The organism is Delftia sp. GW456-R20 (genome assembly GCF_001622915.1).
Lineage (GTDB): Bacteria > Pseudomonadota > Gammaproteobacteria > Burkholderiales > Burkholderiaceae_C > Comamonas > Comamonas acidovorans.
Window position 1 is genome coordinate 4,104,779 of the sequence record NZ_LWCN01000004.1, and the last position, 15,593, is coordinate 4,120,371.

General features: G+C 66.9%; 15 protein-coding genes. 13 read left to right on the forward strand and 2 right to left on the reverse strand.

Going from position 1 to position 15,593, the window contains the following annotated elements:
* The first annotated feature begins 136 nt into the window (after positions 1-136).
* Genes A4F85_RS23705 through A4F85_RS23715 form a run of 3 tightly spaced genes read left to right on the forward strand, consistent with a single transcriptional unit; the run spans position 137 to position 2,456 of the window.
* Positions 137-331 carry a heavy-metal-associated domain-containing protein gene (locus A4F85_RS23705; protein WP_063328071.1) on the forward strand — a complete coding sequence of 65 codons (195 nt, stop codon included), beginning with the start codon at positions 137-139 and terminating at the stop codon, positions 329-331.
* 44 nt (positions 332-375) lie between these two features.
* A complete protein-coding gene (cueR, locus tag A4F85_RS23710; protein WP_063327858.1) occupies positions 376-816 on the forward strand; it encodes a Cu(I)-responsive transcriptional regulator in 441 nt (146 codons plus the stop codon).
* A gap of 14 nt (positions 817-830) precedes the next feature.
* A complete protein-coding gene (locus tag A4F85_RS23715) occupies positions 831-2,456 on the forward strand; it encodes an ATP-binding protein (RefSeq protein ID WP_063327859.1) in 1,626 nt (541 codons plus the stop codon).
* 199 nt (positions 2,457-2,655) lie between these two features.
* Here A4F85_RS23715 and A4F85_RS23720 read toward each other — a convergent pair whose 3' ends face one another.
* Positions 2,656-3,399, reverse strand: coding sequence for a TetR/AcrR family transcriptional regulator (locus tag A4F85_RS23720; protein ID WP_063327860.1), 744 nt, complete (start codon positions 3,397-3,399; stop codon positions 2,656-2,658).
* Between the two features lie 130 nt (positions 3,400-3,529).
* Between A4F85_RS23720 and A4F85_RS23725 the strand changes: the two genes are divergently transcribed.
* The 8 genes from A4F85_RS23725 to A4F85_RS23760 all read left to right on the forward strand — a co-directional run bounded on the left by A4F85_RS23725 (position 3,530) and on the right by A4F85_RS23760 (position 12,643).
* Positions 3,530-4,414 carry an ABC transporter ATP-binding protein gene (locus A4F85_RS23725; RefSeq protein ID WP_063327861.1) on the forward strand — a complete coding sequence of 295 codons (885 nt, stop codon included), beginning with the start codon at positions 3,530-3,532 and terminating at the stop codon, positions 4,412-4,414.
* On the forward strand, positions 4,411-5,292 hold the full coding sequence (locus A4F85_RS23730) for a branched-chain amino acid ABC transporter permease (RefSeq protein WP_013799949.1): 882 nt from the start codon (positions 4,411-4,413) through the stop codon (positions 5,290-5,292). Before A4F85_RS23725 ends, A4F85_RS23730 begins: the two co-directional genes overlap by 4 nt.
* A gap of 22 nt (positions 5,293-5,314) precedes the next feature.
* Positions 5,315-6,352 carry a branched-chain amino acid ABC transporter permease gene (locus A4F85_RS23735; RefSeq protein WP_063327862.1) on the forward strand — a complete coding sequence of 346 codons (1,038 nt, stop codon included), beginning with the start codon at positions 5,315-5,317 and terminating at the stop codon, positions 6,350-6,352.
* A gap of 37 nt (positions 6,353-6,389) precedes the next feature.
* Positions 6,390-7,571 (forward strand): ABC transporter substrate-binding protein, encoded by a 1,182-nt coding sequence (locus A4F85_RS23740; protein ID WP_012201969.1) that lies wholly within the window; start codon positions 6,390-6,392, stop codon positions 7,569-7,571.
* A gap of 166 nt (positions 7,572-7,737) precedes the next feature.
* Entirely contained in the window at positions 7,738-8,568 is an 831-nt protein-coding gene (locus A4F85_RS23745; RefSeq protein ID WP_231890601.1) for an ABC transporter ATP-binding protein, read from the forward strand.
* 145 nt (positions 8,569-8,713) lie between these two features.
* Positions 8,714-10,558, forward strand: coding sequence for an AMP-dependent synthetase/ligase (locus tag A4F85_RS23750; protein WP_063327864.1), 1,845 nt, complete (start codon positions 8,714-8,716; stop codon positions 10,556-10,558).
* A gap of 9 nt (positions 10,559-10,567) precedes the next feature.
* The gene (locus tag A4F85_RS23755; RefSeq protein ID WP_063327865.1) at positions 10,568-11,356 is read left to right on the forward strand and encodes an enoyl-CoA hydratase/isomerase family protein; all 789 of its coding nucleotides are present in this window, start codon (positions 10,568-10,570) and stop codon (positions 11,354-11,356) included.
* Between the two features lie 99 nt (positions 11,357-11,455).
* A complete protein-coding gene (locus A4F85_RS23760) occupies positions 11,456-12,643 on the forward strand; it encodes an acetyl-CoA C-acyltransferase family protein (RefSeq protein ID WP_063327866.1) in 1,188 nt (395 codons plus the stop codon).
* A gap of 60 nt (positions 12,644-12,703) precedes the next feature.
* Here A4F85_RS23760 and A4F85_RS23765 read toward each other — a convergent pair whose 3' ends face one another.
* Complete coding sequence (locus A4F85_RS23765; protein ID WP_063327867.1) at positions 12,704-13,750, reverse strand: recombination-associated protein RdgC; 1,047 nt, start codon at positions 13,748-13,750, stop codon at positions 12,704-12,706.
* A 310-nt stretch (positions 13,751-14,060) separates the two neighbouring features.
* Here A4F85_RS23765 and A4F85_RS23770 point away from each other — a divergent pair, with 310 nt between their 5' ends.
* Together A4F85_RS23770 and A4F85_RS23775 are read left to right on the forward strand one after the other, a co-directional pair.
* Positions 14,061-14,606 carry a Spy/CpxP family protein refolding chaperone gene (locus A4F85_RS23770; protein WP_063327868.1) on the forward strand — a complete coding sequence of 182 codons (546 nt, stop codon included), beginning with the start codon at positions 14,061-14,063 and terminating at the stop codon, positions 14,604-14,606.
* Positions 14,607-14,781: 175 nt separating this feature from the next.
* Positions 14,782-15,444, forward strand: a complete 663-nt coding sequence (locus tag A4F85_RS23775; RefSeq protein WP_063327869.1) for an acyloxyacyl hydrolase — start codon at positions 14,782-14,784, stop codon at positions 15,442-15,444.
* Positions 15,445-15,593 lie beyond the last annotated feature (149 nt).

Below are 15,593 nucleotides of genomic sequence, written 5' to 3' on the forward strand. Positions count from 1 at the left end.
TGAGCCGGCCGACTCACATCGAATTGGGCCAAATCAACCCTTGTCCAGCCAGACGCTTGACCTTGCCATGGTGTCAGGGTTCAACATGCCGTCCATGGCTTGCGCCACTTCGGCGCGCCCCAACCAGGAGCGAGAGATGCAACATGTTTTCACCGTGCAGGGCATGACCTGCGGCCACTGCGAACGCGCCGTCACCCAGGCCGTGCAGGGCGTGGATGACCAGGCCCAGGTAAAAATCGATCGCGCCGCCAAGCGCGTGGAAGTCGACAGCAGCGCCAGCCGCGAGGCACTGGGCGCCGCCATTGCCGAAGAAGGCTACAAGGTCGCCTGAGAGACACCTCAAAGACACCCGAAGGCATCCGAAAGGCACGCACCATGTCCGCCCACCCCGCACAGCACTGGCCCGTCTCCATCGGCGAGGCCGCGCGCCGCGCCGGTGTCTCGGCGCGCATGGTGCGCCACTACGAAGCCCAGGGCCTGCTGCCGCCCATGCACCGCACGGACGGCGGCTACCGCCAGTACGCCGAGGCCGACGTGCACGCCCTGCGCTTCATCCGCCGGGGGCGCGACCTCGGCTTTTCCATGGACGAGATCGCCACCCTGCTCGGCCTGTGGCAAGACAAGAGCCGCGCCAGCAGCCAGGTCAAGGCCATCGCCCAGCGCCACATCGACGAACTGACCGAGCGCATCGCCGCCATGCAGGCCATGCAGCGCACGCTCAAGACCCTGGTGCACTGCTGCCACGGCGACGACCGGCCGGACTGCCCGATATTGGATGATCTGGCGGCGCCCGACACAGTGGGAAGCGGCGCTTAATTTAAGCTGTGGGCATGCTCACCACGCCCACCCAGCTTCACCAATGGTTGCTTGAGCCTGAAGGTCAGCGGCTTGAGTTCAAGGAAGCCAAGCAGCGCTATGACTTTGAAAAACTGCTCAAGTACTGCGTAGCCCTGGCCAATGAAGGCGGCGGCGCCATCGTGCTGGGCGTGACCGACAAACGACCTCGCCTCATCGTGGGTACGCAGGCGTTCGAAGACCCGGGCCGCACCGAGGCCGGATTGCACCAGAGACTGGGCCACCGTATCCCTGTTGAGGAACTGCGCCTGCCGCAAGGCCGTGTGCTGGTTGTGCGTGTACCCTCCCGGCTGCCGGGCACGGCATGGCAGATCGACGGCAGCTTTCTCAAACGGGCTGGCGATGATCTGGCGGCAATGAGCGCGCAAGAACTGCGGGCCATCTTCGATGAAACCGGCCCCGACTTTTCGGCACAGCCATGTCCAGGGGCCACGCTGGAGGATCTGGAGCCGTCATCCATTGCATTGTTCCGGGAGCGCTGGGCTCGCAAAGGCAATACCCCTCGCAGACGCGAACTGAGCGACGAACAGACCTTGCGGGATGCAGAGTTGCTCGTAGAAGGCAATCAGGTGAGCTATGCCGCGCTCATCCTGTTCGGCAAAAGAGCGGCTCTGACAAGATGGTTGGCCCAGGCGGAGTTGGTATTTGAATACCGGTCGTCCGAAGCTGCAGGACCAGCCGCCGATCGCGAGGAATTTCGAGAGGGCTTTTTTGCGTGGCAGGACGCGCTCTGGAAAAAGATCAACTTGCGCAATGACCGCCAAAGCTACCAGGACGACTTTTTCCGCATGGACCTGCCGACATTTGCCGAGGTTCCGGTCCGGGAAGCGCTCCTGAATGCGGTTGCCCACCGGGACTATCGCTTGGGTGGTTCGATTTTCGTCAGGCAATTTTCCAAGCGGCTAGAGGTGATCAGCCCGGGAGGGCTGCCGCCCGGAATCACGCCCGAGAACATCATTGATCAACAGAATCCGCGCAATCGCAGACTCGCCGAAGCCCTCGCCCGCTGCGGCTTGATCGAGCGCTCTGGTCAAGGCCTGAATCTCATGGTGGAAAGCGCGGTGCGACAAGGCAAGCCCCTGCCCAGCCTTGCGGGAACATCCGCCCACGAAGTACGGCTGACCCTGGAAGGCGGAGTGCGCAACCCAGCCTTCGTACGCTTCATGGAGCACCTCGGCGAAGAGAAGCTGAGCAGCTTCTCGACATTGGACTACCTCGCGCTGGAATGCCTGCAACAGGAAAAACCGCTGTCTGCCCCTTTGAGGGAACGCCTTGCAGGCCTGCTGGCGGCGGGAGCGGTGGAATCCATAGGTCGAGGCAAAGGGACGCGCTACATCCTGTCCGAGGCCTTGTATGCGTCTTTAGGCGCCAAAGGAACGCATACCCGGCAACACGGCCTGGACAGAGAGACCAACAAGGCGCTGCTGCTCAAACACCTCACAAAGCACAGAGAGCATGGCGCTGCGCTGGCCGAACTGCGGCAGGTGCTGCCGTCCCTGCCAGTGAGTGCCGTTCAGGATTTGCTGAAAGAGCTGCGCAATGAGGGGCGCCTCCAACTGATGGGTGCGCGCCGTTGGGCACGATGGCATTTGTCGGATTGAGATCTGCAGCGTTTGCGCCGTGGCATCAAGACCGGTCTATGAGTCCAAAAGATGCCAAGTTCTTTAGCCTCTTTTACGAGCGCAAAAAACTGTTTCCCCACAACGACTTATAAAGCACCCCAAAATTGCCAGAGGCTCTTTTAGGCTCTTGGAAACACATCCATAGAACCAAGGCGCCGCGGGTATGTGCAGCTTCGGCTCAATCCTTGGGGGCGCTTGCCGCGCGCTTTGCGGAGGCCGCGCGCCGAGCAGGCTCCGCCCGCCGCAACACACCCCCCATCAAGGTATCAATGCACTGCTGCGCCACTTCCTCGGCCGAGTACTGGCCGCTAGGCTGGTACCAGCGGCCTATCCAGCTGAGCGCGCCGGCAATCACGAAGGCCGTCATCTTGGGGTCGCAGGGGGCCAGCGAGCCCTCCTGCACGCCGGCGGCCACCAGGCGGCGGAAGGCCTGGTCTATGGCGGCCTTCTGGCGGCGCAGTTCGCGGCGGCTGTCGGGCGGGACCTGTTCGTCGCCGACACGGATCAGGCACATGCCGAAGTCCATGGTGACGATGCGCGCATAAACCTGCATGCAGGCGCGCAGCTGGTCCACGGCCTGGCCGCCTGCGCGGCGCGAGGCCTCGATGCCTTCCAGCGTCATGGCCAGGCCCTGGTTCACGCACTGCAGCAGGATCTCGTCCTTGTTCTTGACGTAGTAGTACAGCGTGGGCTTGCTCACGCCCAGCCGCGCGGCGATGTCGTCCAGCGAGGTGGCGGAGAAGCCGCGCTCGTTGAACAGCTGCGCGGCGGCCTGCAGCACGGCCTGGCGCTTGGCCTCGCGCTGCTGCTCGCGGTCGGGCGTGCCGCTCCAGGGCGAGTCCACGGCGGGCGCCGCACGGCCTTTGCGGGTGCGGGTTCCGGGGCTGGGTCGGGTCTTGGTTTCAGGGCTCGATGGCTTCATGGCGGCGGGTGCACCGGGGAAATCACCGATGCTGCATGCGGAGGGCGACAACCAGAATCTACTCCAAAGTAAACAGCCTACGCATCAGTAGGCTCCTGCCCGGCTCGACGAACCAACGCACGAGAGCGCCATGGAGACACACCCCGACGGCGGCCCGCCCGCCCCCTTGCTGCAGGTCGATGGCGTCACGCTCGCCTTTGGCGGCGTGAAGGCGCTGTCGGGCGTGGGCTTCGATGTGCAGCCCGGCTCGATCACGGCCGTGATCGGCCCCAACGGCGCGGGCAAGACGTCGCTGTTCAACACCATCTCGGGCTTTTACCGGCCCACGGGCGGCTCCATCCGCTTCCAGGGCGAGGACATCACGCGCATGCCGGCGCCGCGCCGCGCGCGGCTGGGCCTGGGGCGCAGCTTCCAGAACATTGCGCTGTTCCGAGGCATGACGGTGCTGGACAACATCAAGCTGGGCCGCCACGCCCACCTGCGCACCAACGTGCTCGATGCCCTCCTCTACCTGGGCCGCGCACGCCGCGAAGAGGCCGAGCTGCGCCGCGACATCGAGGAGCGCATCATCGATTTCCTGGAGATAGACCACATCCGCCATGCGCCCGTGGCCTCCCTGTCCTACGGGCTGCAAAAGCGCGTGGAGATGGCGCGCGCCCTGGCCATGCAGCCGCGCATCCTGATGCTGGACGAGCCCGTGGCCGGCATGAACCGCGAGGAGACCGAGGACATGGCGCGCTTCATCCTCGACGTGCGCGCCGAATGGGGCGTGACCGTGCTCATGGTGGAGCACGACATGGGCATGGTCATGGACCTGTCCGACCATGTGGTGGTGCTCAACTTCGGCCAGGTCATCGCCCAGGGCACGCCCGCCGTGGTGCAGGCCGATCCCGAGGTAAACCGCGCCTACCTGGGCGCGGGCGACGTGGGCGAGCTGCGCCAGCGGCTGCGCGGCGCGGCCGAACGGCCAGCGCCCGTCGGGCACCTGCCCGCCATGGCGCAGAGGGCCGCATGATGGACTGGGCCTACCTGTTCGAGATCGCCCTCACGGGCCTGGCCGCAGGCGGCCTGTATGCGCTGGCCGCGCTGGCCTTCGTGGTGGTCTACAAGGCCACGCGCGTGGTCAACATCGCCATCGGCGAGCTGCTGATGGTGGGCGCCTACCTGTTCTTCACCTTCGCGGCCATGTTCGCGCTGCCGCTGTGGCTGGCCATTCCCGCCGCCGTGCTGGGCACGGGGCTGCTGGGCGCGCTGATCGAGCGCACGATGATCCGGCCGCTGCTGGGCGAGCCGCCGATCTCGGTGTTCATGGTCACCGTGGGCCTGGCCTCGGTGCTGGTGGGCTTGGTGGAGCTGATCTGGACGGCTGACCAGCGCCGCCTGCCCGAGTTCATGCCCACGCAGCCCGTGATGATCGGCGAGGCCTTTCTCGCGCCCAAGGTGGCCTGGGGCGCAGCCGTGGCCGTGGTCTTCATCGCGGCCGTGCTGCTGGTGTTCCGCTACTGGCGTGGCGGCGTGGCCCTGCGCGCCACGGCCAGCGACCAGGCAGCGGCCTATTCGGTGGGCATCAACGTGCCGCGCGTGTTCTCGCTGGCCTGGGTGGTGTCGGCCATGATCGCGGCGGTCTCGGGAATCATCGTCGGCTCCATCGGCGGCATCTCGTCGAGCATGGGCGTGTTCGGCCTGTCGGTGCTGGTGGTCGTCATCGTGGGCGGGCTGGACAGCGTGCTGGGCGCCCTGGTCGGCGGCCTGTTCATCGGCCTGGTGGAGGCGCTGGCCGGCGCCTACCTGGGCGGCGAGTACAAGCTGCTGGCCACCTTCATCGTGCTGGTCGTGGTGCTGATGCTCAGGCCCTACGGCCTGTTCGGCACGCACGAGATCGAGCGGCTCTAGACAGCTTCAGAAAGACGGCAGCATGCGCATAGGCACCCTCAAGGAAAGCTACATCGCCGATGCGGCGCTGTTCGACTCCCGCACGCAACGCATCTGGCTGGCCATGGCCGGCGCGCTGCTGCTGCTGTTTCCCTTCATGGCCAGCGACTACTGGCTGTACCTGGCCTGCCTGGTCAGCATCAACGTGGCCGGCGCCACGGGGCTGAACATCCTCACCGGCTACACGGGCCTGGTCAGCCTGGGCCAGGCCGCCTTCATGGGACTGGGCGCCTACACGGTGGCCATCGTGCAGGCGCGCTGGGGCACGCCCGTGCTGTTCAACCTGCTGGCTGGCGGCTTGGTGGCCATGCTGGGCGGCATCGTGGTGGGCCTGCCCTCGCTGCGCGTCAAGGGCCTGTACCTGGCGATTGCCACCATCGCGGCCTCGTTCATCGCCCATTTCCTGTTCGCCAATCTCAAGCTCACGGGCGGCACGGCGGGCCTGACGCTGCAGCCGGCCACGGTGTTCGGCGTGGCGCTGGACACCTCGTTCCGGCTGTACTGGGTGATCGTGCCCGTCACGCTGCTGATGCTGCTGGGCGCGGCCAACCTGTTTCGCACACGCATAGGCCGCGCCTTCATCGCCATCCGCGACCGCGACATCTCGGCCGAGGTGCTGGGCATACCGCTGCTGCGCTACAAGCTGCTGTCGTTCGGGCTGTCTTCGTTCTACGCGGGCGTGGCGGGCGGGCTGTGGGCGTACTTCTTTCGCGTGGTCACGCCCGAGAGCTTTCCCCTCTTGATGTCCATCTTCTTTCTGGCGGCCATCATCGTCGGCGGCATGGGCTCCATCCTGGGCGGCATCCTGGGCGCGGTCTTCATGACCATGGTCCCGGAGCTGCTCAAGCTCATCGTGGACCTGCTGCCCGGCGGCTCCGAGCTGGCCGTCTTCCTGTCGCCCGTGCGCACCATGGTGTTCGGGCTGCTGATCATCGTCTTTCTGGTCTTCGAGCCGCAGGGGCTCGCAGAAATGTGGCGGCGCCTGCGCCGCTTCTTCCACCTGTGGCCCTTCCGCAATTGAGGCGGCGCCGCGCACGACAAGCAAAAGGAGACAAGCAATGCAGCAACACCCGACCTCCTCGCGCCGCCGCAGCCTGCTGCTGGCGGCCGGCGCCAGCCTGGCCGCACCGCTGGCCGCCCGCGCCCAGGCTGGTGGCGAAGACATCGTGATCGGCGGCTCCATCCCCATGACGGGCGTGTTCGCCTTCGCGGGCGTGGGCATCAATGCCGGCATGGGCGACTACGTGAAGATGGTCAACGAGGCCGGCGGCATCAAGGGCCGCAAGATCCGCTACGTGCCCGAGGACACGGGCTACAAGGTCGATGTCTCGGTGGCCGCGTTCAAGAAGATCACCAGCCAGAACAAGGTCAACCTCTACTACGGCGACTCCACGGGCTTTTCCAAGACCATCAACCCCGAGCTGGACCGCAACGGCGCCATCCTCATGGCGGGGGCCTCCTTCGCCACCGAGCTCAACAACCCGGCCAAGTACCCGAACCAGTTCCTCGTGGGACCCGACTACACGGAGATGTTCGGCATCCTGCTCAAGCACATCGCCAAGGAAAAGCCGGGCGCCAAGGTGGCCTTCGTCTACTCCGACTCCGAATTCGGCCGCGACCCCATCGAGGCCAGCGAAGCGGCCGCGAAGAAGCTGGGCCTGAACGTGGTGGCCAAGCTGATGACGCCGCCCGGCAGCGTGGACGTGTCCACCGAAGTCATCAAGCTGCGCCGCGCCGCGCCCGACTACACCATCTTCCACGGCTACATCCTCGCGCCCATTCCCGAGTTCATCCAGCAGGGCAAGCAGATGGGCATGACCAGCCAATGGATGGGCACCTTCTGGACCATGGACAGCTCCACCGTCATGAAGATGGGCGAGGCCGGCGACGGCTTCATGGGCGTCATGCCCTACCGCTACTACTACGACACCTCGGCCAAGGCGCCCATGCTGGACAAGATCCGCGCGCTGCGCCCCGAGTACCAGAGCACGGCCTATATCCAGGGCTTCCTGGCGGCCATGCTGTTCGTGGAATCGGCCAGGCGCTGCCTGGACGCGGGCAAGCCGCTAACCGGCCCCAACCTCAAGGCCGCGCTCAATTCCATCAAGGACTTCGACACGGGCGGACTGATCGGTGTGCCCATCACCATCAAGGGCAATTCGATTCCCGTGGGCCGCGTCTACAAGGCGGACATGAAGGCGCAGAAGATGCTCCCAGCGTCCGACTGGATAGCGCTTTGATGAAACGCATCCCCCTGAGCGGCTTCGCCGCTTCCCCCTTCTCTCGCACCGCTTCGCGTTGCGGGAAGGGGGACGGCACCCTCGCGGCGGGGCGGCCCTTGCTTGGTGCCCCGCGCCTGATGCACGCCATAACCAACGTCGCGGGCTCCACATGCGCAGTGAAATTTTGAAGGCAACCCCAACCAAGGCAGAGACTGCAAGCGTCCTCGAAATCAACAACATCGAGGTCATCTACAACAAGGTCGTGCAGGCCCTGCGGGGCCTGTCGCTGGCCGTGCCGCGCGGCCAGATCGTGGCGCTGCTGGGCAGCAACGGCGCGGGCAAGAGCACCACGCTCAAGGCCGTCTCCGGGCTGCTGGCGCTGGAGGACGGCCTGCTGGCCAGCGGAAGCGTGCGCTACAACGGCCAGTCCACCGCGCAGTACGCGCCCCAGCAGCTGGTGCGCCTGGGGCTGTCGCATGTGATGGAGGGCCGGCGGGTGTTCGAGGACCTCACGGTGGAGGAAAACCTCGTGGCCGCGACCTACGCGCTCACGGGCCGCAATCAAGTCAAGCCCGATTTCGACCTGGTCTACACCTACTTCCCGCGCCTGCATGAGCGACGCAAAGGCCTGGCCGGCTACCTGTCGGGCGGCGAGCAGCAGATGCTGGCCATTGGCCGCGCGCTGATCGCCGAGCCCCAGCTCATGCTGCTGGACGAGCCCTCGCTGGGCCTGGCGCCGAAGCTGGTGGAGGACATCTTCACCATCATCGCGCGCATCAATGCCGAGCGCGGCACATCCATGCTGCTGGTCGAGCAGAACGCCACCGTGGCCCTGGCCGTGGCGCACAGCGGCTACATCATGGAGAACGGCAAGATCGTCATCGACGGCCCGGCCGAACGCCTGGCCCAGGATGCCGACGTGCGCGAGTTCTACCTGGGCATGGGTGGTGGCGGCGAGGCAAAAAGTTTTCGCGACCTGAAGCACTACAAGCGCCGCAAGCGCTGGTTGTCATGAAGCACCCCCTGAGTCGCTTCGCGCCTTCCCCCTCTCTCCCGCTTCGCGAGGGAGGGGGACAGCACCCTCGGTGCGGGGCGGCCCTTACTCGGTGCTCCCGTGTGGGGGCACGCCAGTGTCACAGGCAGCGCGATGGGTCATTGATATGAAGAACCTTCCCGAACTCACCCTGCCCCAGATGCTGGCCGAACGCGCGCGCAGCGATGCCCAGCGCGTGGCCATACGGCAAAAGGACTTCGGCATCTGGAAGCCCACCAGCTGGGCGCGCTACCACGAGCGTGCCAGCCACTTCGGGCTGGGCCTGGCACAGCTGGGCCTGCCGCCAGGCGGCCACATGGGCGTGATCTCCGAGAACCGCATCGAGTGGGTGCTGGCCCAGATGGGCGCGGGCCTGATCGGCGCCATCACCGTGGGCGTGTACCCCACCAGTCCCACGCCCGAGGTCGCCTATGTGGCGGGCCACGCCGATGTGGACATCATGGTCTGCGAGGACCAGGAGCAGACCGACAAGCTGCTGGCCGCCCTGCCCCAGCTGCCGCGCCTGAAGAAGATCATCGTCATGGAGACCAAGGGCCTGCGCAGCTTCGCGCCCGAGGTCCGCGCCCTGATCGCCACCTTCGACGAGGTCGAGCGCCTGGGCGCCCAGGCTGCCCAGGCCGCCAGCCGTGCACCCATCGAACAGGCGCTGGCACGCCAGACGCTGGATGACGTGGGGCTGATGATCTACACCTCGGGCTCCACCGGCAAGCCCAAGGGCGCCATGATCACCTACCGCAACATCCGCGGCGTGGTGCCCGGCATTGCCGAGCGGCTGGGGCTGGACGGCGGCACGCGCCACCTGTCCTACCTGCCGCTGTGCCACGTGGCCGAGCAGATGCTGACCAGCTTCGTGCCCGTCTACCTGGGCTCGCAGGTGCACTTTGGCGAGTCCATCCGCACGGTGCAGGAAGACCTGCGCGAAGTCGCGCCCAACATGTTCCTGGGCGTGCCGCGCATCTGGGAGAAGCTGCATGCGGCCATCAGCATCAAGATGCAGGAGACCGGACCGCTGCGCCGCGCGCTCTACCGGCGCGCTATGGCGGCCTGCGCGCCGCTGGCCGAAAAGCCCCGCAGGCAGTGGAGCCTGGCCGAGCGCCTGGCCTGGGCCGCCAGCTACTGGAGCGTGCTGCGCGCGCTGCAGAACTTCATCGGCCTGCGCGAGGCGCGCGTGGCGCTCACCGGCGCCGCGCCCATACCGCCCGACGTGGTGCGCTTTTTCCGCACGCTGGGCGTGCCGCTGATCGAGGTCTACGGGCTGACCGAATCCACGGGAATGGTTACCGGCCACCGCCTGGACGACGTGGCCGTGGGCACCGTGGGCGTGGCCACCGAAGGCGTGCAATGGCGCATTGCCAGCCATGGCGGCCAGCCCGGTGACGAAGGCGACGGCAGCGGCGAACTCCAGATCAAGGGCGACATGGTCTTCGCGGGCTACTACAAGAACCCCGAGGCCACGGCGCAAAGCCTGCAGGACGGCTGGCTGCACACGGGCGACGTGGTGCGCGTGCAGGGCGGCCAGCTGCGCATCGTGGACCGCCTCAAGGACATCATGATCACCGCCGGCGGCAAGAACCTCACGCCCTCGGAGATCGAGAACACCATGAAGGCCAGCCCCTTCATCAAGGAGTGCATCGTCGTGGCCGAGGGCCGCAAGTTCGTGGGCGCGCTGGTGCAGATCGACTACGAGACCGTGGGCCAATGGGCCCAGGCGCGGCGCATCCCCTTCACGCATTTCCGCTCCCTGGCCGAGATGGCCGAGGTGCGCGCGCTGATCGATGCCGAGATCGCGCAGGGCAATGCGCGCCTGGCCCAGGTCTCGCATGTGCGGCGCTTCCATCTGCTGACCAAGGAACTGGACCACGACGACGGCGAAGTCACGGCCACGATGAAGGTGCGCCGCTCGTCCATCTACAAGACCTACGCCGCCGAAATCGACGCCCTGTACCACTGATCCGCTCCCATGACCGACACGCAAGACACCCCACTGCTGCTGCACCGCGAAGGCGCCATCGCCACGCTGACCTTCCACCGCCCCGCCGCCCTCAACGCCATCGACGTGCCCATGGCGCTGGCACTGCGCGACGCCGTGCGCGCCCTGGCCCAGGACCGCGCGCTGCGCTGCGTGGTGCTGAACGGCGCGGGCCGCGCCTTCATGGCGGGCGGCGACCTGGACACGCTGGCCGCCGACCCCGTGCGCGGCGCAGCCGAGCTGCTGGCGCCGCTCAACGAGGCCGTGGCGCTGCTGGGCCAGCTCGATGCGCCCGTCATCGCCAAGGTGCATGGCTCGGCGGCAGGCGCTGGCCTGTCTCTGATGCTGCAGGCCGACTTCGTCTACGCGGCCGAGGGCACGCGCTTCAACCTGGCCTACATCAACCTGGGCGCCAGCTGCGACGTGGGAGCCTCCTGGGCGCTGCCGCGCATCGTGGGCCTGCGCAACGCGCTGGAGATCGCCATGCTGGGCGAGACCCTGGACTGCGCCCAAGCGCAGCGCCTGAGCCTGATCAACCGCGTCCTGCCGCCCACCGAACTCGACGCCGCCGTGCAGCAGCTGGCCCAACGCCTGGCCGCCGGTCCCACGGTGGCGCTGGGCCATATGCGCCGCCTCATGCGCGCGGGCCTGGACCGCAGCCTGCGCGACCAGCTGGCCGCCGAGGCCTGCGCCTTCGATGCCTGTGCGCGCACGGCCGACCTGCCGCGCGGCATTGCGGCGTTCCACGCCAAGCAGGCGCCGCAATTCGAGGGACGTTGACCTGCGCCCGGAACTGACGCCGAGGCGGCTGCGCTGCCTGCCGCCTGCCCGGCACAATGCACTCCATCCCCCGTGTTCATCGCTTCGAGGAGCTTCACCATGACCCCACGCGACGTCTTCGTCGTCGGCACTGCGCGCACCGCCATCGGCACCTTCGGCGGCAGCCTCAAGGACGTACCCAACACCCAGCTGGCCACCACGGCCGTCAAGGCGGCCATCGAGCGCGCGGGCCTGGCGCCCGACGCCGTCGGCCACGTGGTCATGGGCAATGTGATCCCCACCGATACCAAGGACGCCTACCTCTCGCGCGTGGCCGCCATCGATGCGGGCTGCCCCATCGAGACGCCGGCCTTCAACGTCAACCGGCTGTGCGGCTCCGGCCTGCAGGCCATCGTCTCTGCCGCCCAGGCCATTGCGCTGGGCGACTGCGACGTGGCCATCGGCGGCGGCAGCGAGTCCATGAGCCGCGGCCCCTACTTCGACCAGGCCGCACGCTGGGGCGCGCGCATGGGCGACGCCAAGAGCATCGACTACATGCTGGGCATCCTGCACGACCCCTGGCAGAAGATGCACATGGGCATCACGGCCGAAAACGTGGCCGAGCGCTACCACATCAGCCGCGAAATGCAGGACGAACTGGCGGCAGCCAGCCACCAGCGCGCGGCCGCTGCCATTGCGGCAGGCCACTTCAAGGAGCAGATCGTTCCCGTGGAGATCGCCACGCGCAAGGGCGTCGTGGTCTTCGATACCGACGAGCATGTGCGCGCCAGCACCACCATCGAATTGCTGTCCACCATGAAGCCCGCGTTCCGCAAGGAAGGTGGCAGCGTGACGGCCGGCAATGCCTCGGGCATCAACGACGGCGCCGCCGCCGTGGCCCTGGCCGCAGGCGATCGCGTGGCCGCCCTGGGACTGAAGCCGCTGGCGCGCCTGGTGGGCTACGCCCATGCCGGCGTGGACCCCGCCTACATGGGCATAGGCCCCGTGCCGGCCACGCAGAAGGTGCTGGAGCGCACGGGCCTGAAGATTGCAGACATGGACGTGATCGAGGCCAACGAGGCCTTCGCGGCCCAGGCCTGCGCCGTGATTCAGCAGCTGGGCATGGACCCGGCCAAGGTCAACCCCAACGGCTCGGGCATATCGCTGGGCCACCCCGTGGGTGCCACGGGCGCCATCATCACCACCAAGGCCATCGCCGAGCTGCAGCGCACGGGCGGCCGCTATGCGCTGGTGACCATGTGCATTGGTGGCGGCCAAGGGATCTCGGCCATCTTTGAAAGAGTCTGAGCGCCGCCTGGGCGTGGCGATGTTTCACATGAAACATCGCCAACGCAGCCGCCTGCCGGCTTAGAAAGGCGCTTCTTCAGGCGCCGTATCCACGGGCGCCAGGGCCGGCCCCGTCAGCGCACCACGGCCCGAGGCCGCTGCACGCGGTGCCGCTGGTGTCGCTGTAGGAGTCTGGGCAGCGGGCGTCTGCAGCGATGCCGGCAGATCCTGGCCCAGGCCCGTGCGCCCTTCCCCGCCCAGCGCCTCGATCAGATCGGGGATGAGTTTGGACAACTCGCCCGTGGCAATCGCCACATCGGCATCGAAGCCGCCGTCGTCCTGCGACTGGCCTTCCATCACGGCATCGAGCAGCGCGATCTTGCGGATCTGCAGACCCTCGGTCAGCACGAAGCTCACGCGGTCATCCCAGGTCAGCGCCAGGCGCGTGGGCAGCTTGCCGTGCTCGATGTGCTGGCGCACCTCGTCGATGTCCAGCGGATGGCGCGCATAGCGCACGACGGCCTTGGATTCGTCGGCGGCCTTGAGCTCGCATTCACGGTCAATCGAGAAGCCGGCCGGGCTTTCCTGCGTGGTCAGCCAGTGCGCCATGGCGGCCTGGGCGCTGGTCTGCGTATCGACCAGGGCCAGCGCAAAGCCTGTGAGGCCCTCCACCAGCGAGCTGACCACCTCGTCGGCGCGCGCCTGGCTGCCGGTGTCCAGCACCAGGGTGCGGGCCTGCGGATCCAGCCAGACCCACATGGCGCCCTGCTTGGTGAAAGCCATGGGCAGCAGGTCCAGCTTGGCCTCGTCCTTGAGTTCCTTCTTTTCCTTCTTGCCGGGCTTGCGGCCTTCGGTGGCCTCGATGTGGGCAGCCTTTTCGTTGACGCGGCGGTTGAGCACGCTGGCCGGCAGCATCTTGGCCTCGGTCATGAAGCGCATCACCCACTGATTGGCCACGGACTCGGCCAGCGGGCCATGGGGCTCGCCGCGCGGCGGCACCCAGCCGGCGCTGCGCTCCTGCGTGGCGCCGCACTCGGCAAACGGGCTCTTGCCCAGGGCTTCTTCAAGCTGCTGCAAATCGCCCTGCCAGCTCTCGGCAATGCGATAGACGATCATGTTTTTGAACATAGCGAACCTTTGCTCGGACGGACTGCGGCTGCGCCGCAGCAGGGGTGTGCAACACCGGGCTGCGCCGCCTCCATCCAGAGGGAGAAAACAGAAAAAACAGCAGGGGCGCCATGCCTTGGCGCCCCGCCCGGTCATTGTGCATGCCTGGCACCGGACGGCGCTGCACAAGCTTGTCAATTCTTTACAAGCCGTGCGCAAAACCTCACTGCCCCGATACATCGGACGACCACACTTCAATCATCCGCTGCACAGGGCTCGCCAAGTGCCTTGATGGCGGCCTTCAGTCACCCTCTCCAGAAAGGATTTTGGAATGACCACCACCTTCCGCCGCACCCTCGCCAGCGCCGCCGCTGCCACCGCCTTGCTGGCATCGTTCGCCCTGCCCTCGTACGCCCAGACCGCCGCGCCGGCAGCCCCCGCCGCCGCCACGGCACCCAAGCCCGATCGCGCCATGCACAAGCACGGCGACCGCATGGAGCACATGCAGCAGCGCATCGCCAAGCTCAAGGCCGACCTCAAGCTCACGCCGGCCCAGGAAACCGCATGGAACACCTATGCGGCCACCTTCAAGCCCGGCGAGCGTCCCCAGCGCATGGAGCGCGAGGACTTCGCCAAGCTGACCACGCCCCAGCGCATCGACAAGATGCGTGAAATGCGCGCCCAGCGCGCGGCCGATGCCGATCGCCGCGGCGAAGCCACCAAGGCCTTCTACGCCCAGCTGGATGCCAGCCAGCAAAAGACCTTCGATGCCGCCACGCTGCACAAGGGCCACCCCGGCCACCACGGCATGGACCACGGCCCGCGCCATGACCACAAGAGCGGCCAGGCCCGCCCTGCCCCGGCACCCGCCCAGTAAGCAGCCACCTGGCCTGCCCGCAACCAGCGGGCAGCCGGATTGCTTGCGCCAGCCCTTGCACGGACGCCTTGTCAGGCGGCCGACAGTGCAAGGGCTTTTTTGCTGACTCCCCGATCTTCCCCGGACTGCCTAGAGTGGAACAGGCACAGCATTGTGTGCTGCCCCGGAGAAGATCATGGCCCCCAAAAACACTCAAACGACGCCATCCAGCTGCCAGAACCACGCAACGGCGCGCAAACATCCACCAGGACGTTCAGGGCGACCAGAGCGACCAGGACGAACCGGAAGTTTTGCCGCCGTGCTGCTGGCCGGTGCAGCGGCCGTCCTGCCCCTGGCGGCGCAGGCGCAGTCCACGCCGGAATCCTCCCCCTCCATGTACCTGCAATACGGCGCGGCCGAGCACAGTGCCGACAGCTGGACCGTGGGCGTCACCGTGCCCTGGCGCAACTGGCGCCATGCGCTGTGGGGCGGCCAGCTCAGCGGCTACTGGGATGTCTGGGGCGCCCGCTGGTCGGCGCCGCTGGAGGGTCGCGATCGCGGCACCTGGGTCATCGGCGTGAATCCCACCGTGCGCTGGCGTCCCAGCAACGGGCAGTCGCCCTGGTTTGCAGAAACCGGCGTGGGCCTGAGCTGGGCGCTGAACCGTCGCTACGTCACGGACGAGAAGGAATTCCCCACGCGCTACAACTTCGCCACCCATATCGGCGTGGGCTACCTGTTTGGCAGCCAGGGCCAGCATGAGCTGGTGCTGCGGCTGGAGCACCATTCCAACGCAGGCATCAAGAAACCCAACCCCGGCGAAAACTTCCTGCAGCTGCGCTACGCCCACCATTTCTGATCACGGTTGCGGATCCCGGCAAGACCACCTTCGAGGTGGTCTTTTTTTGTCCGCAGCCACCCTGTGGAAAAACCTGGGCATAAAAATCTCGTAAATCCCTGCTTATCCACAAGGAGGATGCGCCATGGAAAGTTGTGCCCAAAACGGGT